This is a genomic window from Pseudomonas sp. B23(2017), assembly GCF_002113725.1.
Classification (GTDB): domain Bacteria; phylum Pseudomonadota; class Gammaproteobacteria; order Pseudomonadales; family Pseudomonadaceae; genus Aquipseudomonas; species Aquipseudomonas putida_Z.
On the sequence record NZ_NEJM01000022.1, the window covers coordinates 48,335 to 67,746 of the forward strand.

Consider the following 19,412-nt stretch of genomic DNA (forward strand, 5'->3'; position numbering starts at 1 on the left):
TGACCTTTGTGGGAGCGGGCGTGCCCGCGAAGAGACCGGTACTGGCAAAAGGATACCGTCGTTTCACTGCTCGCGTGTAGCACCGCTCGGTTTTTCCGGACCATGCCGACGCCAGCGCAGCAGCCCCGCTGCCAGGATCAGCCCCAACAGCAAGGCAACCAGCCCGTAGAGCTCATCATAGCCAAGCAATGGTTTCTCGATACGCACATAGCCATCTTCCTTGAGCAGTTCCTTCAGCGCCTCGTTGGCCTGCGCCAGGCTGACCTGGCGCAGCTTGCGCACCGGGTTGACGAAGCGCCCGTCGCTATAGTCGTTCAGCGCGCCCCAGTAGTAGTCGGCCAAGGCACTGTTGCCCTGAGTGCTCCAGCTTTCCTTGGCGACGCTGGCGTACTTGATGCGCTCGAAGGTATCCGGGTCGAGGCCTTCCTTGCGCAGGTGGTCGAACAATTTCTGCATCACCTCGACCGCCTGGTCGATATCCTCGCGCTGCAGGTCGGCATTGAGGCTTAGCAGGCCGGTGTCGCCAAAGCTTTCGCGTTTTGCCGAAGGGCCGTAGGACAAACCGTTGCGCAGGCGCAGCTGGTCGTACAGCGCCCAGTCCAGGTAGTGCGACAGCAGGTCGAGGGTGGCCTGGTGGTCGTTGTCCAGCACCGGCTCGACGAACAGCCAGTGCAGCTTGACGCTGTCACCCAGCCAGCCGCGGGTCAGGTCGCGGCGCTGTGCAGCTTGCTGGCCGATGCTTTCCAGGGTGCGGCGCTCCTCCGGCTCGGTGGCGGGCAGTTCGCCAAAGGTGCGCTCCAGGTAGGCCGGCAGCAGGCGGTCGAGGCCGCCGACCACGATCAGGGTCATGTTGTTGGCCGCGTACCAGCGGTCACGCAAGGTGTTCACCTGCTCCAGGGTCATGTCGTCGAGGTTGGAGCGCTCCGGGCATTTCAGGCCCAGCTCGGTGGCCAGCTGGTCACTGGCGGGGTGGCCGATGTCCTGGCGGTCGAGCCAGCGCTGCAGGTGGCCATAGTGGCCGCCATCCTCGCGCTCGATGATGCGCTTGGCGGTGGCCAGGGCCTTGGCATCGATGCGGGTGTCGTGGATCACCGCCAGCAGCAGGTCGAGGATTTTGCGCTGGTTGCGCGCCGGGGCTTCGATGACGAAGGTGGTGTCGGCGCTGCTGGTGTAGGCGTTCCACTCGCCGCCCAGCGATTGCAGGCGCTCTTCCAGGCCGCCCTCGCCAGTTTCGTCGATGCCGCTGAACAGCAGGTGTTCGAGCAGGTGCGGCAGCTCTTTCTGCTCGCAATTGAAGTCATCCAGGCCGACGCCGACCACCAGGCGAATCGCCACATGGTCACGTTCATAACCGTTTTTCAGGATGACCTGCAGGCCGTTGGGCAACAGGTAACCTTCAACCCGCGAGCGGTCGAGGGCGAATGAGGGCAGGCTGCAGATCAGCAGGCAAACGAACATCAGGCAACGCATGGGCGAGCTTGGGTCCTCAGGTAGGCGAAATCACGGCAGACGGGCTTCGTCCGGCACGCTGTCGAGCATCAGCCCGCCCGTGTCCGAGCCGCCCAGTACCACATAGGCACTGCTACAGAACAAAGAGTTCAACCGTTTCATGTCGGCGATCAGCTCCAAGTGTAGCGAACTGGTCTCGATACTTTGCACTACCTTGCGCTGCAAGCGGCTGACATGGGCGTGGGCAAGGCGCCGTTCCTGGGCGCGAAAACGGCGTTTTTCCCGCAGCAGCAAGCGGGCGCTTTCCGGGTCGGCACTGAGGAACACCGACAAGCCCAGGCGCAGGTTGGCCAGCAGCTGTTCCTGCAAGCCGGTCAGCTCTTCCAGGCCCACCTGGGAAAACTCCCGGCGCTGGCTGGTTTTCTGCTGTTGGACCTTGCGCAGCATGCGCTCGATCAGGTCGCAGGCCAGCTTGAGGTTGATCGCCAGTTCGATGATTTCCGCCCAGCGGCGGTTGTCCTGTTCGCTGAGGTCTTCACGCGACATCTGCGCCAGGTACAGCTTGATCGCGCTGTACAAGGCTTCGGCGTCCTCGCCGAGGGCGCGGACCTGCTGCGGCAAGGCGGCCTGGGTACCGCGCAGGGCACCGAGCATGGCTTCGAGCAGGCTGTCGACGATATCGCCCAGGCGCAGGGTTTCGCGGGAGGCGTTGGCCAGGGCCAGGCTGGGTGTTTCCAGCGCCGAGGTGTCGAGATGGCGCGGGCGAATCTGGCCGTTGCCGTTTTCCCGTTCGGGGAGCAGGGTGTTGCACAGCCGGCCCATGGGTTTGACCGTGGGCAGCATGATCAGGCAACGCAGTGTGTTGTAGAGCAGGTGGAAGCCGATGACCAGCTCCTGTGGGCTGAAGCTCAGTGAGTCCATCCAGCTCACCAGCGGGTGCAACACGGGGATGATCAGCAGCAGGCCGATCAGCTTGTACAGCAGGCTGCCCAGAGCCACTCGGCGCCCGGCGGCGTTTTGCATGCTGGTGCTGAGGAAGGCCAGCAGTCCGCTACCGATGTTGGCGCCCACCACCAGGCCGATGGCCACCGGCAGGCTGATCACTTCGGCACCGGCCAGCGTTGCGGTGAGCAGCACGGCCGCCAGGCTGGAATAGGAAATCATGGCGAACAGAGCGCCGACCAAGGCGTCGAGCATGATGTCACCGGTCAGCGAGGCGAACAGCACCTTCACGCCTTGGGCGTGGGTAATCGGCGTAGCTGCCTGCACGATCAGCTCCAATGCCAGGATGATCAGGCCAAGCCCGATGCCTACCCTGCCCAGCTGGCCGGCCCTCGTCTGTTTGCGTGAGAGGAAGAAGATAACACCCAGGAAGATCAGCAGCGGCGACAGCCAAGACAGGTCCAGGGTCAGCACCCGGGCCATCAGCGCGGTACCCACATCGGCGCCGAGCATGATTGCCAAGGCCGGGGTCATGGCCATCAGGCCCTGGCCGACGAACGAGGTGACGAGCATGGCGGTGGCGTTGCTGCTTTGCACCATGGCCGTGACCAGAATGCCGGCGACGAACGCCAGCGGGCGTTTGCTCATGTTCTGGCTGATGATGCGCCGCAGGCTCGAGCCGAATACCCGAAGGATGCCGGTACGCACGATGTGGGTGCCCCAGACCAGAAGCGTAACGGCCGAGAGCAGGTTGAGCAGGGTCAGCATGGCGACGGCCCCCTGTTGCATTGGCCCAGAGGGCCAAGAGACGAAGCGTGAGCGTTTGAAGAATTTTCAGTGCTCACTCAAAGCTTTAGTTGTTTTGCGTAGCTGTCGCCAGCTTCGCATGGCTGCCATTTATTTGAAACACACTGGAAATGAATGATTGCCTGTGCCGGCCTCTTCGCGGGTGAACCCGCTCCCACAGGATCACCATAACCTCAAGGCCTGTGTGGCCCCTGTGGGAGCGGGTTTACCCGCGAAGAGGCCGGCACAGAACAGCTCCATTTCTGATACCCAGAAATGAAAAAAGGGCCCCGAACAGAACGAAGGGCCCTTTATGTCCTGCACTTCCTGATCTTATTGACCCGGAATGTCCTTGCGCAGTTTCACCGGTTCATGCTCTTTGCCGTTCTTGCGGGCCAAGGCAGTGCGCATGCGGATGTTGATGGCTTCCACCGCCAGCGAGAACGCCATGGCGAAGTAGACGTAGCCCTTTGGTACATGCACGTCGAAAGCTTCGGCGATCAGCACGGTACCGACCACGATCAGGAACGATAGTGCGAGCATCTTCAGCGACGGGTGCTTGTCGATGAAGTCGCTGATGGTGCCGGCGCACAGCATCATCACCAGCACGGCGACGATGATCGCGGCGATCATTACCGGTACGTGGGACACCATGCCCACCGCAGTGATCACCGAGTCCAGCGAGAACACGATGTCGATGATGGCGATCTGGATGATGGTGTAGAAGAACTTGCCACCCGCGCCTTTCGGCTCTTCCGGGTTCTCGTCCTCGCCTTCCAGGCCGTGGTAGATCTCTTGCGAGCTTTTCCACAGCAGGAACAGGCCACCAAAGAACAGGATCAGGTCACGCCCGGAGATGCCCTGGCCCAGGACCACGAACAGGTCGGCGGTAAGGCGCATGACCCAGGTGATCGACAGCAGCAGCATGATACGGGTGACCATGGCCAGGGCCAGGCCGAAGATCCGGGTGCGCGGCTGCATGTGCTTGGGCATGCGGCTGACCAGAATCGAGATCATGATGATGTTGTCGATACCGAGGACGATCTCAAGCGCGGTAAGGGTGAAAAAGGCAACCCAGATTTCCGGGCTGGTCAGCCATTCCATGTGTTTTCCTTCGAACGGTAAAGGCGACGCGCCCGGATCAGGGCGCGTCGCGTTAGGGAAATACGCGTTTATTAAAGACTACTGAACAGCGGGAAAATGCCCATCAGCAGCGCGGCGAGCATTATGCACAGGCACACCAGCACTGCCCACTTCAAGGTGAAGCGCTGATGATCGCCGAACTCGATGCCGGCCAGGGCCACCAGCAGGTAGGTGGAGGGTACCAAGGGGCTGAGCAGGTGTACCGGTTGCCCGACGATCGACGCACGGGCCATTTCCACCGGGCTGATGCCGTAGTGGCTGGCAGCTTCGGCCAGCACCGGCAGCACGCCGTAGTAGAACGCGTCGTTGGACATGAAGAAGGTGAACGGCATGCTCACGATCGCGGTGATCACCGCCAGGTATGGGCCCAGCGCCTCGGGGATGACCGACAGCAGGCTCTTGGACATGGCGTCGACCATGCCGGTGCCTGAGAGGATGCCAGTGAAGATGCCGGCGGCGAAGATCAGCCCGGTGACCGCCAGCACGCTGCCGGCGTGGGCGGCGATGCGGTCTTTCTGCTGCTGCAGGCACGGGTAGTTGACGATCATGGCGATGCTGAAGGCGATCATGAACAGCACTGGCAGTGGCAGCACGCCGGCAATCAGCGCGACCATCAGGGCAGCGGTCAGGGCGCCGTTGAAGTACAGCAGTTTTGGCCGGCGCGCGTCCGGGTACTGCGAAACGGTGATTTCGCTGTGGTCGATGTCGTCGGTGGGCAGGTGCAACTCGCCCAGGCGGGCACGTTCACGCTTGCCGTACATGTAGGCGATGGCCAGGATTGCCAGCACGCCGAACAGCATGGCCGGGATCATCGGCACGAAGATGTCCGACGGGTCCACGTGCAGGGCGCTGGCGGCGCGGGCAGTCGGGCCACCCCAGGGGGTCATGTTCATCACCCCGCCGGCGAGAATGATCAGGCCGGCCATGATCCGCGGGCTCATGCCCAGGCGGCTGTACATCGGCAGCATGGCGGCGCAGCAGATCATGTAGGTGGTGGCGCCGTCACCGTCGAGCGAGACCACCAGGGCCAGTACTGCGGTGCCGACGGAGACTTTCAGCGGGTCACCCTTGACCAGCTTGAGGATCTTGCGCACGGCCGGGTCGAACAGGCCGGAGTCGATCATCAAGGCGAAATAGAGGATGGCGAACATCAGCATCACGCCGGTAGGTGCGAGCTTGCTGATGCCCTCGAGCATCATCGGGCCGATCTTGGCGGAAAAACCACCGAACAGGGCGAACAGGATCGGTACCAGGATCAGCGCGATCAAGGCCGACAGGCGCTTGGTCATGATCAGGTACATGAAGGTGATGACCATGGCAAAGCCGAGGAAGGTCAGCATGGCAATACTCCAGGCGTGGCGCGGCGAAAGGAACGTCGATTCGGGCGGATCAGCGCGCTTGGCGCTGTGCGGGGAGCATGCGGAGGGGGGCTACGGAAAGTCGGGCACAGGAATACATCAGAATCACCATTGTTGTTGTTGATTGGGCCGGGCGCGGTGGTTACCGGGTGCCCTGGCTGACCGGTCTTGTGCCGGTAGTGGGGGCTATCCTATGAGGGCAAGCTTTCAGCCAGCTTTCGCCGAAGCAAAGGCGACGAGAGGTAGGTGATGCAGGATGTGACCGAGGGTGGCTGCCATTGTGGCGCCTTGCGTTATCGGTTGGAGGGCGACCTGACGGACATTGCCCATTGCCATTGTTCGATCTGCCGGCGGGTCAGTGGCGGGCTGGTGGTGACCTGGCTCACCGTGCCCCGCTCGGGGTTCCGGTGGCTGGCGGGCGAGCCGAACTGCTATGTGGCACCGGCCAGTTGCAGCCGGTACTTCTGTGGGCATTGCGGGGCGCATGTGGCGTTGGTGACTACACATAGCCCGGAGACGGTGGATGTGACGGTGGCGACGCTGGACCACCCGGAACGCGTCAGGGCCAACCGGCATATCTGGGTGGGTAGCCGGTTGCCTTGGTTGCATCTGGACGAGGATTTGCCTTCGGAGGCGGAGGAGAACCTGTAAGAGATTGTGTTGGTGCTGCTGGCCCTATCGCCGGCAAGCCAGCTCCCACAGGTGTCCCACCACCTTCAGACCTATGGTGGTCTTGTGGGAGCTGGCTTGCCGGCGATAGGGCCCGTACAGCCGTACTTACAACTGCAGGCCTCCTGCAGCCTTGTGCAATGCCCGCAGATGCTCGCCCACCTGCTTCACATTGGCTTCCACCGCCGCAATCTCCCTGGCCCGCGACGGCTCCAGCAGCGCCCTCACCTCTTTGTCCAGGCTCGTGCTCAAGCGCAGCAATTTCGCTTGCCGCTCGCTGCTGACTTGCTCCAGGTGCTTGCGCTCCTGCGGCTGCGGCAGCCCGTAGCCCTTGCTATCGAGCAACTCTGCCGGGCGGCTGAGGAAGCCACTGTTGGCAAGCATCTGCCTGAGGGTCGCATCGGCCTTGCTGACGCTGCCATCGTTCAGCGCGGCGGCGTTAAGGTACCGCTGCTTGACCTCGTCCTGGGCCAGCAGCAGTTGCCGGCGCAAGCTGGCCTGTTCAAGCAGCAGCAAGGCGGCGCTGGTGCGCAGGTCGGCCTGGGCGAACCAGCCCCGCCGTTGCTCGGCGTCAAGGGCCAGCCAGTCCTCGACCTTGTCCTGCTTGATTGGCAACTGCTTCTTCAACACCTCGAACATGGCTTGGTAACGGTCGCGGTAGGAGTCGAAGCGATAACCCAGGCGCAGCGCCTCGCGGGGGTCGTCGAGCACACTGGTGTCGGCGAGCCCCCTGCCCTTGAGCACAGCCAGCAAGCCATTGGGCATGATGCTGTCGAGGTCGTTCAGGCGTGGGTTGGCGGTGCCGCTGCGCAGCAGCTTCAACGACTCTACTGCGCAGTTGTTGGACAGGAACCAGTAGTTGCCATCGTAGCTCCAGTGCATTTCGGCGGCCTGACGCACCAGGTTCTCGATCTCGTCGCGGTCGAGCCGCAAGGGCACCGAGGCCAGGCTGCGCAGTTCGGTCTTGGTGTACTCGTCGATCACCTGGCCCAGCGGCAGCACGAACAGGCGCGAGGGGTAGGCACCGACCAGGCCGTCCCAGCTGGAAAGCTGCACATCGTTGACGAAGGCGCGGTACGACAGCACCAAGCTCTGGTCTAGGTCCAGGCGGCAGTCCGGCCCGCGTGGGCGGCCCGGCTTGCAGATCACCAGGCGCAGCATGCTGTGGCCCCAGCGGCTGACCAGGTTCTGGTTGGCTTCGGCCAGCAGGTAGTCCACCTCATAGACCCGCTCGGGGTCGATTTCGCCCAGCGGTTGGCGGGCGAAGTCGCTGCCGGCATTGATGAACGGCAGGCCCTTGGCGCAGCTGTCCTGCTGCGGTGCCCAGCCGAAGTGTTCGCGCAGGTACTGGTTCAGCGCCGGACGGCGGCAGCCGTAGCTCGGGTCGAGGAGGAAGTACTCCATGTTGACCGCGATGTACTCCTTGGGGCTGCTCAGTTCATAGCTGTCGGGGCTGCGCACGAACTGGCCGTTGTGCTGCTCGCGCTCGCCGCGTCGGCCCACGTACTGCTGCCAGCCGGCCAGGTCGAGCAGGCGCGGGTCGTCGCTGAGGGTGAAGCGGCGCTCGGCCTGGCCACGGCATGCTTCGGGCAGGCCGACCTTGCCCAACGTACCTTGCTGGCGCTTGCAACGGGCGATCAGCGCGTTCTCGGCGCTGGGCCACAGCCGGGCACGGTCGTAGATATGAGTGAGTTCGTGCAGCACGGTGGCCAGCAGTTCTTCTCGCACCGTGCCATGCGGGCGGTTGGTGCGCTCGGTGGCAGCACTGCCATCGGTGAGGCTGGGCAGCAGGCGGCGATTGAGTTCGAGGGTAGATACCAGCGATGCCTGGCCATAGGCGTCGGCCTGCATGTTGTCGCTCCAGCTGACCCGCACCCGGCGGTTCAGCTGTTGCTTGAAGCGAGGGGGCAGCTTGCCCATGGCTTCGTCGAGCAGAGCCTGAGTGGCTTGGGCCTGCTGCGAGTCAAGGCCGGACCCCTGCAGCTCGAGCTGCAGGTCGGCCAGGGCGGGCGTGCCGAGCAGCGTCAGGGCGCAGCCGAGCAGCCAGGCGCGCACGCGGTTCACAGCGCGAGGATGGCTTCAGCCAGTACCTGGTCGCTGGCGTCGCGCGCTTGTGGCACGCGCTCGCGCAGGGTGTTGAAGGCGGCCTCGAGCTGGGCGCCGCGGATGTCACCGTTGCTGGCGACAAAGCTGGCGGCGTCGTCATGGGCTTCGCGCACCACTTTGGAATCGCGGATCGAGGTGGTGGTGTCAGAGGTGAAATCGATCGAACGGCCAAAGGCCCGCACGATGATATTGCTGGTGGCCACCAGGGTCTGTGCCTGGGCCAGGTCGGCCAGCAGCAGCATGCCGAGGGTAGCGGCAATCAGCGGTTTACGCATGGAGCATCTCCGAAAAATACAGGGAGTCAGATGTAATTATTGGACGAGAATTGCCTGCGCCAGTTCCAGATCGCCGACGGTATGCCGTGCGCAATTGTGGCGTAGTGATTCCAGTGCTGCCTCCAGCCGCGCACCGCGGATCTGGCCGTCGCTGGCGACGAAGGCCGCAGCATCGTCCTGGGCCTGGCGGACCAGTTTGCGGTCGAACGGTGCGGTGGTGACCTGGCTGGTGACATAGCCGGTGATGACCAGGCTTTGCGTAGTGGTATCCATGGCATGGGCGCTGGCCATGCCAACAACGGAGAACAGCAACGGCAACAGATAACGCATGGGCTCTACAACAGCTGGAAACGTGGGCGGCAATGGTGAGTACGGCTGTGCTGGTGGTGACCAGCACAGCTGAACGGCTCAGCCGGGGTCAGAGCGCCAGGATGGCCTGGGCCAGTTGTGCGTCGCTGGCCTGCAGGGCTGGCATCTGCGAGCGGATGTGCAGGAAAGCGCTTTCCAGCTTGGCACCGCGGATGTCGCCCTGGCTGCCAACGAAGCTGGCGGCGTCGTCACGGGCGGCCTGGACGATCTTGTCGTCACGGAACGAGGAGGAAATATCGGAAGTGGCATCGGTGGACGCGGCCACTGCGCCAACGACGGCGTCGGTGGTGACAACGAAGCTGGTGGCGTTTGCGGTGCCGGCCAGGCTCAGCATCAGGGCGGCGCCAATCAGGTATTTACGGGACATGATCGTGGACTCCTGGACTAGGGTCGGGTGGTTCTGCTTTATCGGACGCTCGCACAGCTCGTCGCGGTACTTTTTCAACAGTGCGTTCTACCAGACTGTCACGCCAAGCGTATCACGCGCCGGTGTTTCTGGATGTTAATGAACAGCGCACCAATAAACTGTTATGGTTTGTTTTAGGATTTTACAAACTGTACATGTTCGTCTGCAAAAGGCTCTGGCATGCCGCCTGCAAACAAAAAACCCGTCGCAGTCACCTGCAACGGGTTTCGGGAATTCGCGGTGCCGGCCGAAGCCGGCAAGCCAAAGCTTAGCGCCAGAAAGGCTTGCTCAGCTCTTCGTAACGCTGCGACTCGCTGATACCGGCGTCGGCCAGCAGGCGGGCGTCCAGGCGAGCCAGTTGACGGCGGCTGGCCATGCGGCGCTGCCACAGCAGCAAGGTGGACAGAGCGCGCAGCGGCAGCGAAGCGTTGGATTGTTGGGCGTTGCTTTCAAAAACCAGACCGGAACTGAGGGTACGTTCCATGATGTTTCATCCTTCCGCTTATGGCGGGATTAGGTAGTGATTTAACTGATGCCAATGATCCTCCTCTGTCGTCCATAACAGTAGATACAGTTCGGTTGAAAGACGATGGTCCAGTTAACTGTGTAACCCTACTGTTGCACTCGAAACTGGCGTAACTGTACTGGTCCGCCCTTGTTTGGTGCGTTCTGGCTTCGGAGAAGGGTTTTTTCAGGCGGAAGGGCTGAAAATTACCAGTACAGTAGTACAGTTTTGTTCAAAAATAAGTGATGGCTGTAATGCTTGCCCCTGTAGGAGCGGCCTTGTGTCGCGAAAGGGCCGCAAAGCGGCCCCAGGATTACGAGAATACAGACCGGAACAGCGGAAGCAGGGCCGCCGTTCCGTACCACATCTGTATCAGCTAGCCAGCATGCGCCCGGTTTCTTCCAGGTTCTCGTGCCAGCTCAGGGCTTCGCGCAGGATGTGCGGGGTGTGGCCGCCACGCTGGCAGGCGCGATCGAAGTAGTCGTTCAGCGCTGCGCGGTAGTCCGGGTGCACACAGTTGTCGATGATCGCCCGGGCGCGCTCACGTGGCGCCAGGCCACGCAGGTCGGCCAGGCCTTGCTCGGTGACCAAAATGTCAACGTCGTGCTCGGTATGGTCGACATGGCTGACCATCGGCACCACGCTGGAAATCGCGCCACCCTTGGCAATCGACTTGGTGACGAACACGGCCAGGTGGGCGTTACGGGCGAAGTCACCCGAGCCGCCGATGCCGTTCATCATCCTGGTGCCGCAGACATGGGTGGAGTTGACGTTGCCGTAGATGTCGAACTCCAGCGCGGTATTGATACCGATGATGCCCAGGCGACGGACCACTTCCGGGTGGTTGGAAATTTCTTGCGGGCGCAGAACCAGCTTGTCCTTGTAACGCTCCAGGTTGCCGAACACGTCGGCGTTGCGGCGGGTCGACAAGGTGATCGAGCTGCCCGAGGCGAAGCTCAGCTTGCCGGCGTCGATCAGGTCGAAGGTGGAATCCTGCAGTACTTCGGAGTACATGGTCAGTTCTTCGAACGGCGACTCGATCAGGCCGCACATCACTGCGTTGGCGATGCTGCCGATACCGGCCTGCAGCGGGCCAAGCTTGTTGGTCATGCGGCCAGCTTCGACTTCTTTCTTGAGGAAATTGATCAGGTGGTCGGCGATGCCCTGGGTTTCGTCATCCGGCGGCAATACGGTGGACGGCGAGTCCGGCTGGTCGCTGATGACGATGCCGACGATCTTGGCCGGGTCGATCGGGATGGCGGTGCTGCCGATACGGTCGTCGACCTTGACCAGCGGGATTGGCGTGCGGGTCGGGCGGTAGGTCGGGATATAGATGTCGTGCAGGCCTTCGAGGTTGGTGTTGTGCGAGAGGTTGATCTCGACAATTACCTGTTTGGCGAAGATCGCGAAGCTGGCCGAGTTGCCCACCGAGGTGGTTGGCACGATGTGGCCCTGCTCGGTGATGGCCACGGCTTCGATGACCGCGATGTCCGGCAGCTTCAGCTGCTGGTTGCGCAGCTGCTCGACGGTTTCCGACAGGTGCTGGTCGATGAACATCACCTGGCCGTCGTTGATGGCCTTGCGCAGGGTGCTGTCGACCTGGAATGGCATGCGGCGAGCCAGCACGCCGGCCTCGGTCAGTTGCTTGTCCAGGTCGTTGCCCAGGCTGGCGCCGGTCATCAGGCTGATTTTCAGTGGCGACTGCTTGGCACGTTCGGCCAGTGCATGTGGTACGGCCTTGGCTTCGCCGGCGCGGGTGAAACCGCTCATGCCGACGGTCATGCCGTCCTCGATCAGACCAGCGGCATCAGCCGCACTCATTACCTTGCTGTGCAGGGAGGACAAGCGGATACGATCACGGTACATGGATTGTTATCTCGGGCTACTGAAACTACTGCAGCGCAGTCTAGAGACTTCGCCCCTTGCCGTCCCACGACCATGGTCGTATGAGAAGCCTTGGAATAGAGCCGTTGATCCGGATCAATAAAAGAAAAGCCCCGGCAGATTCTGACCGGGGCTTCCTTTATATCAGCTGGTTTGCAGCGACCGTAGTCACTCCACCGCCTTGACCATGTCTTCGATGACCTTCTTGGCGTCGCCGAACACCATCATGGTCTTGTCGAGGTAGAACAGTTCGTTGTCCAGGCCGGCATAGCCGCTGGCCATGGAGCGCTTGTTGACGATGATGGTCTTGGCCTTGAACGCTTCGAGGATCGGCATGCCGGCGATCGGCGACTTGGGATCGTTCTTCGCCGCCGGGTTGACCACGTCGTTGGCGCCCAGCACCAGCACCACATCGGCCTGGCCGAACTCGGCGTTGATGTCTTCCATCTCGAATACCTGGTCGTACGGTACTTCGGCCTCGGCCAACAGCACGTTCATGTGCCCGGGCATACGGCCTGCCACCGGGTGGATCGCATACTTCACGGTCACGCCGTTGTGGCTCAGCTTTTCGGTCAGCTCCTTCAGCGCGTGCTGGGCGCGAGCCACAGCCAGGCCGTAACCCGGGACGATGATCACGCTGTCGGCGTTGCTGAGCAGGAAGGTAGCATCGTCGGCAGAGCCGGACTTCACCGGGCGCTGCTCTTTGGAGCCTTGCGCCGCACCGGCATCGGTATCACCACCGAAGCCACCGAGGATGACGTTGAAGAACGAACGGTTCATCGCCTTGCACATGATGTACGAGAGGATGGCACCGGACGAGCCGACCAGGGACCCTGCAATGATCAGCATCGAGTTGTTCAGCGAGAAGCCGATACCGGCCGCTGCCCAGCCCGAATAGCTGTTGAGCATCGACACCACCACCGGCATGTCGGCGCCCCCGATCGGAATAATGATCAGCACGCCCATGATGAAGGCCAAGACCAGCATCAGGGTGAAGGCACTGTAGTGGCCAGTGAAGGTGAACAGCAGGCCCAAGGCAATGGTGGTCAGGCCCAGGATCAGGTTCAGCTTGTGCTGGCCGGCGAACTGTACCGGTGCGCCCTGGAACAGGCGGAACTTGTACTTGCCCGACAGCTTGCCGAAGGCGATCACCGAGCCGGAGAAGGTAATGGCACCGATGGCTGCGCCGAGGAACAGCTCCAGGCGGTTGCCGGTGGGGATCGGGTCGCTCATGGCGGCAACGATGCCCATCGATTGCGGTTCCAGCACCGCGGCGATGGCGATGAACACCGCTGCCAGGCCGATCATGCTGTGCATGAAGGCGACCAGTTCCGGCATCTTGGTCATCTCGACGCGCTTGGCCATGATCGAACCGGCGGTGCCGCCGACCAGCAAGCCAACGAGGACGTAGCCGATGCCAGCGGTGGCAAGCTCGGCCCCGAGCTTATAAATGAGGCCGACCGTAGTGACGATGGCGATACCCATGCCGATCATGCCGAACAGGTTGCCGCGCCGCGAGGTAGTCGGGTGCGACAGGCCCTTGAGCGCCTGGATGAAGCACACCGAGGCGACGAGGTAGAGGAGCGTTACCAGATTCATGCTCATGCTTACTTCTGCGCCTCGTTCTTGGTTTTCTTCTTGAACATCTCAAGCATGCGACGGGTGACCAGGAAGCCACCGAACACGTTGACCGCGGCCAGGGCCACCGCCAGGGTGCCCATCAGCTTGCCGGCCGGGGTCACCGTCAGGGCGGCGGCCAACATGGCGCCGACGATGACGATCGCGGAGATGGCATTGGTCACGGCCATCAGCGGCGTGTGAAGTGCCGGGGTGACGTTCCACACCACGTGGTAGCCCACATAGATGGCCAGCACGAAGATGATCAGGTTGTAGATGCCATGGGAAATCAGCATGTCTTCCATTGTCGTGCTCCTTAGCCGTTCTTGCGGACGACCTGACCATCACGGCACATCAGGCAGGCCGCGACGATGTCGTCTTCGAGGTTGATGACCAGCGCGCCGTCCTTGTCGAACAGCAGCTTCATGAAGTCCAGCAGGTTGCGTGCATACAGTGCCGAGGCATCGGCGCCCACCTGGGCCGGCAGGTTGGTCGGGCCGACGATGATCACGCCGTTCTCCTGTACCACCTGGTCGGCGACAGTCAGTGGGCAGTTGCCACCTTGGGCTGCTGCGAGGTCGATGACCACCGAGCCAGGCTTCATCTGCGCGACGGTTTCGGCGCTGAGCAGGGTCGGCGCCTTGCGCCCCGGGATAAGCGCAGTGGTAATGACGATATCCGCCTGCTTGGCGCGCTCATGCACGGCCTGGGCCTGGCGTTGCATCCAGCTGGCCGGCATCGGCCGGGCGTAACCGCCGACACCTTCGGCGCACTCGCGCTCTTCATCGGTTTCGTAGGGTACGTCGATGAACTTGGCGCCCAGCGACTCGATCTGTTCCTTCACGGCCGGGCGTACGTCGGACGCCTCGATCACTGCGCCCAGGCGCTTGGCCGTGGCAATGGCTTGCAGGCCGGCAACGCCCGCGCCCAGGATCAGCACGCGTGCGGCCTTGACGGTACCGGCGGCGGTCATGAGCATGGGCATGAAGCGTGGGTAGTGATGGGCAGCCAGCAACACCGCCTTGTAACCGGCGATGTTGGCCTGCGACGACAGCACGTCCAGGCTCTGCGCCCGCGAGGTGCGCGGCGCGGCTTCCAGGGCGAACGCGGTAATGCCGCGCTCGGCCATCTTGCCGATCAGCTCGCTGTTGAAGGGGTTGAGCATGCCCACCAGGAGGCTGCCACTGTTGATCAGGGCCAGTTCCTGGTCGTTGGGGGCGACCACTTTGAGCACCAATTGGGCGCCGTAGGCATCGGCTGCACTCCCCAGGGAAGCACCCACGGCCTCATAGGCACTGTCCGGAATGCTGGCATTGAGCCCTGCCCCCCGTTGGACGGTGACCTGATGGCCCTGGCCAATCAGTTTCTTGATGGTTTCCGGGGTCGCAGCGACCCTTGTCTCACCGGTCTGCGTCTCGAGAGGAACACCAATGTGCACGACTATTTCTCCTGCGGTGACCTTTTGTCTTTTAAAAGCCAGCGTACTTCGGATGGTGCGCTGGGGCGGCTGTGGAGCGCCGACCCGCCGAATCCCGGGCGGGCGAAGCATTTTGCAGACGAAGCCAGAGGCCTTCAACCGGTTCTGGAGCGAAACGAAGTCAAAACTACAAGTCACCCTGTGACCGTATGTCGCAACGGTCAGGCTGCAGCCTGTCAAACATAGGCTATTGGCAGATTAGGAGAAAAAAACAAAAATTTTGCGGTCAATTCGCTTACGGCTTGGTGAATGTCGCAAAATAACCCGCAAAGCCGCGCCGTAAGCAGGGTTAAAGCGGATTATTGCACCCTGCATAACAGTTTATGTAGATGCGACAAATACATATATCTGTAGGTGTTCAAAATAATTGACTACGGAGTCAATTTGTCGCGCTTGCCTACGTCTTCGCCGTATACGCCTGAGCCTGGCTCACCAGCCAGTCGCGGAAGGCGCGCAGCGAAGCCGACTCCACCTTGCGCTCCGGAATCATCAGATAGTAGGCCTTGTCACTACTCAGGGCATGCCTGTTAGCGACCACCAATCTACCCTCCTCCAACTCCCGCTGGATCAGGAACGGCGGAATCAGCGCGATGCCCATCTCATGCATGGCCGCCTGGGCGAGCATCGAGAATAGTTCATAGCGCGGGCCTGTCATGTCGCGTTCCACATTCATGCCGACGCTGCCGAACCATTGCCGCCAGGCATAGGGGCGCGTGCTCTGCTGCAGCAGTGGCAGTTGGGCAATACGCTGCGCGTCGAGTGTGCCCTGCCCGTCCAGCAGCGCCGGGCTGCACACCGGTACCGGGTTTTCCCCCATCAGCCGGTGCGACTGGGTGCCGGACCAGTCAGCATCGCCGAAGTAGATAGCGGCATCGAAGGTGGTGTCGGCAAACAGGAATGGCCGGGTGCGGTTGGTGAGGTTGACCGTTACCTCAGGGTGGCGCTGCTGGAAGTCCTTGAGCCGCGGTAGCAGCCATTGGGTGCCGAAGGTGGGCACCACCGCCAGCTCGATCACGTTGGCGCCCTGCTGGCGCATTACAGACAAGGTGTCGCGCTCAACCGCGTCCAGTTGGGCGGCCACCTGGCGGCTGTAGGAAAGGCCGGCTTCGGTCAGCTTCACGCCGCGGCGCGAGCGGCGGAACAGTTCCACATTGAGGAAGGCTTCCAGGCCGCCTATCTGCCGACAGACGGCACCCTGGGTCAGGGCGAGTTCCTGGGCGGCCTTGGTAAAGCTCTCGTTGCGCGCCGCCGCCTCGAAGCAGACCAGGGCGGCGGTACTGGGGATCTTGCGGCGCATGTACGTCAACCTCACTCGTAAGGCTGTAAATATGGTGTTTTGCCGATTTACGAAGTGACAAATTATCACTAATTGGTGCGCAATCCTCGTTTGTCCCGGCGGCCGATCAGGCCTAGGCTCAAAGGCACAAGAAACTGCCCACTATTTCGAGGATTTCGCTCATGGCCGGTAAAGCAAGCTTCAACTGGATCGACCCGCTGCTGCTTGATCAGCAGCTCACTGAAGAAGAGCGCATGGTGCGTGACAGCGCTTATCAGTTCGCCCAGGACAAGCTGGCCCCGCGTGTGCTCGAGGCCTTCCGTCATGAACAGACCGACCCGGCAATCTTCCGTGAAATGGGTGAGGTCGGGTTGCTGGGCGCCACCATTCCCGAGCAATACGGTGGCAGTGGCCTGAACTACGTGTGCTACGGCCTGATTGCTCGCGAGGTAGAGCGCATCGACTCGGGTTACCGCTCGATGATGAGCGTGCAGTCGTCGCTGGTGATGGTGCCAATCAACGAGTTCGGTACCGAGGCACAAAAGCAGAAGTACCTGCCCAAGCTGGCCAGCGGCGAGTGGATCGGTTGCTTCGGCCTGACCGAGCCCAACCATGGTTCCGACCCGGGTTCGATGATCACCCGTGCCCGGAAGGTCGACGGCGGCTACCGCCTGACCGGCAGCAAGATGTGGATCACCAACAGCCCGATCGCCGATGTATTCGTGGTCTGGGCCAAGGACGATGCGGGTGATATCCGCGGCTTTGTTCTGGAAAAGGGTTGGCAAGGTCTCAGTGCGCCGGCGATTCACGGCAAGGTTGGCCTGCGCGCCTCGATCACCGGCGAAATCGTCATGGACAACGTTTTCGTGCCGGAGGAAAACATCTTCCCGGAGGTGCGCGGCCTCAAAGGTCCGTTCACCTGCCTGAACTCCGCCCGCTATGGCATCTCGTGGGGTGCGCTGGGCGCTGCGGAAGCCTGCTGGCACACCGCGCGTCAGTACACCCTGGACCGTCAGCAATTCGGTCGCCCGTTGGCTGCCAACCAGCTGATCCAGAAGAAGCTGGCCGACATGCAGACCGAAATCACCCTGGCGCTGCAGGGCTGCCTGCGTCTGGGGCGGATGAAGGACGAAGGCACGGCTGCAGTGGAGATCACGTCGATCATGAAGCGCAACTCCTGTGGCAAGGCGCTGGATATTGCCCGCATGGCGCGTGACATGCTGGGTGGCAATGGCATTTCCGATGAGTTCGGCGTGGCTCGTCACCTGGTCAATCTGGAGGTGGTCAATACCTATGAAGGTACTCACGATGTGCATGCACTGATCCTGGGGCGTGCGCAGACCGGCATCCAGGCCTTCTATTGATAAGGAGCCAGCCCATGGGCGCGCTATCACATCTGCGGGTGCTGGACCTTTCTCGCGTGTTGGCCGGCCCATGGTCTGGCCAGATTCTCGCTGACCTTGGTGCCGATGTGATCAAGGTCGAGCGCCCTGGCAGTGGTGACGATACCCGCTCGTGGGGACCGCCCTTCCTCAAGGATGCCGAGGGTGAGAACACCAGTGAGGCGGCCTATTACCTGTCGGCCAACCGCAACAAGCGCTCGGTTACCATCGACTTCACCCAGGCCGAGGGGCAGCGCCTGGTACGTGAGTTGGCTGCGAAGTCCGATATCGTCATCGAAAACTTCAAGGTAGGTGGGTTGGCTGCCTATGGCCTGGACTACCAGAGCCTGAAGGCGATCAACCCGCGGCTAATCTATTGTTCCATCACCGGGTTCGGCCAGACCGGGCCTTATGCCAGGCGCGCGGGTTATGACTTCATGATCCAGGGGTTGGGCGGGCTGATGAGCCTGACCGGCCGCCCGGAAGGTGAAGAAGGTGCGGGGCCGGTCAAGGTAGGGGTGGCGCTGACCGACATCCTTACCGGGTTGTATTCCACGGTGGCAATCCTCGCTGCCCTCGCTCATCGCGAGCAGACCGGGGTGGGCCAGCATGTCGACATGGCGTTGCTCGATGTGCAGGTGGCCTGCCTGGCGAACCAGGCGATGAACTACCTGACCACGGGCAACCCGCCTCGTCGCCTGGGTAATGCGCACCCCAATATCGTGCCTTATCAGGATTTTCCGACGGCGGATGGCGACTTCATCCTTACCGTGGGCAACGATAGCCAGTTCCGCAAGTTCGCCGAGGTGGCCGGGCAGCCGCAGTGGGCGGACGACCCGCGTTTCGTTACCAACAAGCTGCGGGTTGCCAACCGGGCCGAGCTGATTCCTCTGATTCGCCAGGCCACGGTGTTCAAGACCACGGCGGAGTGGGTGAGCCAACTGGAGGCTGCAGGGGTGCCGTGCGGGCCTATCAATGACCTGGCGCAGATGTTCCAGGACCCGCAGGTGCTGGCGCGCGGATTGGCGGTAAGCATTCCGCATCCGTTGGCGGGGAGTGTGCCGCAGGTGGCGAGCCCGATACGGTTGTCGGAGACGCCGGTTGAGTACCGTCGGGCGCCGCCGTTGCTGGGTGAGCATACCGAGGTGGTGCTGGAGGATGTATTGGGGCTGGATGCCGGTGAAGTGCAGCGGCTGCGCAGTGCCGGTGTGCTTTAAGGGCGTTTGGTCTTGGTGAAAAGCGGGGAGGCCGTCAGGCCTCCCCGCTTTGCTTTTCAGCGATATCAAAGTTTCTTGAAATTAAGGGTTGACGCGGTTTCGAATCCCCTTATAATGCGCCCCACTTCTGACGTAGTCGAAGCGCAAAACTTCTTGTAAATCAATTAGTTAAGCAATTCAGGTAGTATCAGGAGTGCTTCGGTCGAATGATCGGCAGTGGTTGAGATGATGGTTGACAGCGCTTCTAAACGCTGTATGATTCGCCTCCCGCTACGAGAGATCGCAGCGAGTCAAGTGTTTGAAGCTAAACGAGTTTCTCGCAAAGAACTTCAAAATAAACGCTTGACAGCAAATGAGGAAAGCGTAGAATGCGCGCCTCGGTTGAGACGAAAAGCTCTTAACCAAACGCTCTTTAACAAATCGAATCAAGCAATTCGTGTGGGTGCTTGTGAGTACGGACTGATAGTCACAAAGATTATCAGCATCACAAGTGGCCATGCGAGAAATCACATAGTCATTTGAGATTGCTGAGCCAAGTTTAGGGTTTCTTA

General features: G+C 61.7%; 17 protein-coding genes. 3 read left to right on the forward strand and 14 right to left on the reverse strand.

Annotated elements, in window-relative coordinates:
• Nucleotides 1-63 precede the first annotated feature (63 nt).
• The 4 genes from CAG46_RS25890 to CAG46_RS25905 all read right to left on the reverse strand — a co-directional run bounded on the left by CAG46_RS25890 (nt 64) and on the right by CAG46_RS25905 (nt 5,660).
• Nucleotides 64-1,470 (reverse strand): pitrilysin family protein, encoded by a 1,407-nt coding sequence (locus tag CAG46_RS25890; protein ID WP_085619019.1) that lies wholly within the window; start codon nt 1,468-1,470, stop codon nt 64-66.
• A gap of 30 nt (nt 1,471-1,500) precedes the next feature.
• Nucleotides 1,501-3,159: a Na/Pi cotransporter family protein gene (locus CAG46_RS25895; RefSeq protein ID WP_085619021.1), complete on the reverse strand. Its 1,659-nt coding sequence runs from the start codon at nt 3,157-3,159 to the stop codon at nt 1,501-1,503.
• 351 nt (nt 3,160-3,510) lie between these two features.
• Nucleotides 3,511-4,281: a TerC family protein gene (locus CAG46_RS25900; RefSeq protein WP_025337243.1), complete on the reverse strand. Its 771-nt coding sequence runs from the start codon at nt 4,279-4,281 to the stop codon at nt 3,511-3,513.
• A 71-nt stretch (nt 4,282-4,352) separates the two neighbouring features.
• On the reverse strand, nt 4,353-5,660 hold the full coding sequence (locus CAG46_RS25905; RefSeq protein WP_015268498.1) for a CitMHS family transporter: 1,308 nt from the start codon (nt 5,658-5,660) through the stop codon (nt 4,353-4,355).
• A 267-nt stretch (nt 5,661-5,927) separates the two neighbouring features.
• On the opposite strand from CAG46_RS25905, the gene CAG46_RS25910 reads away from it, so the two are divergent.
• Nucleotides 5,928-6,329 (forward strand): GFA family protein, encoded by a 402-nt coding sequence (locus CAG46_RS25910; RefSeq protein WP_085619023.1) that lies wholly within the window; start codon nt 5,928-5,930, stop codon nt 6,327-6,329.
• A 126-nt stretch (nt 6,330-6,455) separates the two neighbouring features.
• On the opposite strand, the gene CAG46_RS25915 is transcribed toward CAG46_RS25910, so the two are convergent.
• The 10 genes from CAG46_RS25915 to CAG46_RS25960 form a co-directional block, all read right to left on the reverse strand.
• Nucleotides 6,456-8,411, reverse strand: coding sequence for a DUF4105 domain-containing protein (locus CAG46_RS25915; protein WP_085619025.1), 1,956 nt, complete (start codon nt 8,409-8,411; stop codon nt 6,456-6,458).
• Nucleotides 8,408-8,728, reverse strand: coding sequence for a DUF2388 domain-containing protein (locus CAG46_RS25920; RefSeq protein ID WP_003256970.1), 321 nt, complete (start codon nt 8,726-8,728; stop codon nt 8,408-8,410). Before CAG46_RS25920 ends, CAG46_RS25915 begins: the two co-directional genes overlap by 4 nt.
• A 36-nt stretch (nt 8,729-8,764) precedes the next feature.
• Complete coding sequence (locus CAG46_RS25925) at nt 8,765-9,058, reverse strand: DUF2388 domain-containing protein (protein WP_025337246.1); 294 nt, start codon at nt 9,056-9,058, stop codon at nt 8,765-8,767.
• Between the two features lie 88 nt (nt 9,059-9,146).
• A complete protein-coding gene (locus CAG46_RS25930) occupies nt 9,147-9,464 on the reverse strand; it encodes a DUF2388 domain-containing protein (RefSeq protein WP_025337247.1) in 318 nt (105 codons plus the stop codon).
• Nucleotides 9,465-9,771: 307 nt separating this feature from the next.
• A complete protein-coding gene (locus tag CAG46_RS25935; RefSeq protein WP_003256968.1) occupies nt 9,772-9,987 on the reverse strand; it encodes a DUF1127 domain-containing protein in 216 nt (71 codons plus the stop codon).
• A 393-nt stretch (nt 9,988-10,380) separates the two neighbouring features.
• The gene (locus CAG46_RS25940) at nt 10,381-11,874 is read right to left on the reverse strand and encodes an acetyl-CoA hydrolase/transferase family protein (RefSeq protein WP_085619027.1); all 1,494 of its coding nucleotides are present in this window, start codon (nt 11,872-11,874) and stop codon (nt 10,381-10,383) included.
• A gap of 186 nt (nt 11,875-12,060) precedes the next feature.
• On the reverse strand, nt 12,061-13,497 hold the full coding sequence (locus CAG46_RS25945; protein WP_015268505.1) for an NAD(P)(+) transhydrogenase (Re/Si-specific) subunit beta: 1,437 nt from the start codon (nt 13,495-13,497) through the stop codon (nt 12,061-12,063).
• Between the two features lie 2 nt (nt 13,498-13,499).
• Nucleotides 13,500-13,814, reverse strand: a complete 315-nt coding sequence (locus CAG46_RS25950) for an NAD(P) transhydrogenase subunit alpha (protein WP_003256966.1) — start codon at nt 13,812-13,814, stop codon at nt 13,500-13,502.
• Nucleotides 13,815-13,825: 11 nt separating this feature from the next.
• Entirely contained in the window at nt 13,826-14,947 is a 1,122-nt protein-coding gene (locus tag CAG46_RS25955) for a Re/Si-specific NAD(P)(+) transhydrogenase subunit alpha (RefSeq protein WP_015268506.1), read from the reverse strand.
• A gap of 436 nt (nt 14,948-15,383) precedes the next feature.
• Nucleotides 15,384-16,283 carry a LysR family transcriptional regulator gene (locus CAG46_RS25960; RefSeq protein ID WP_085619029.1) on the reverse strand — a complete coding sequence of 300 codons (900 nt, stop codon included), beginning with the start codon at nt 16,281-16,283 and terminating at the stop codon, nt 15,384-15,386.
• A 161-nt stretch (nt 16,284-16,444) separates the two neighbouring features.
• Between CAG46_RS25960 and CAG46_RS25965 the strand changes: the two genes are divergently transcribed.
• Both CAG46_RS25965 and CAG46_RS25970 read left to right on the forward strand, forming a co-directional pair.
• Entirely contained in the window at nt 16,445-17,626 is a 1,182-nt protein-coding gene (locus CAG46_RS25965) for an acyl-CoA dehydrogenase (RefSeq protein ID WP_085619031.1), read from the forward strand.
• Between the two features lie 14 nt (nt 17,627-17,640).
• Nucleotides 17,641-18,861: a CaiB/BaiF CoA-transferase family protein gene (locus CAG46_RS25970; protein WP_085619033.1), complete on the forward strand. Its 1,221-nt coding sequence runs from the start codon at nt 17,641-17,643 to the stop codon at nt 18,859-18,861.
• The last annotated feature ends 551 nt before the right edge of the window (nt 18,862-19,412 follow it).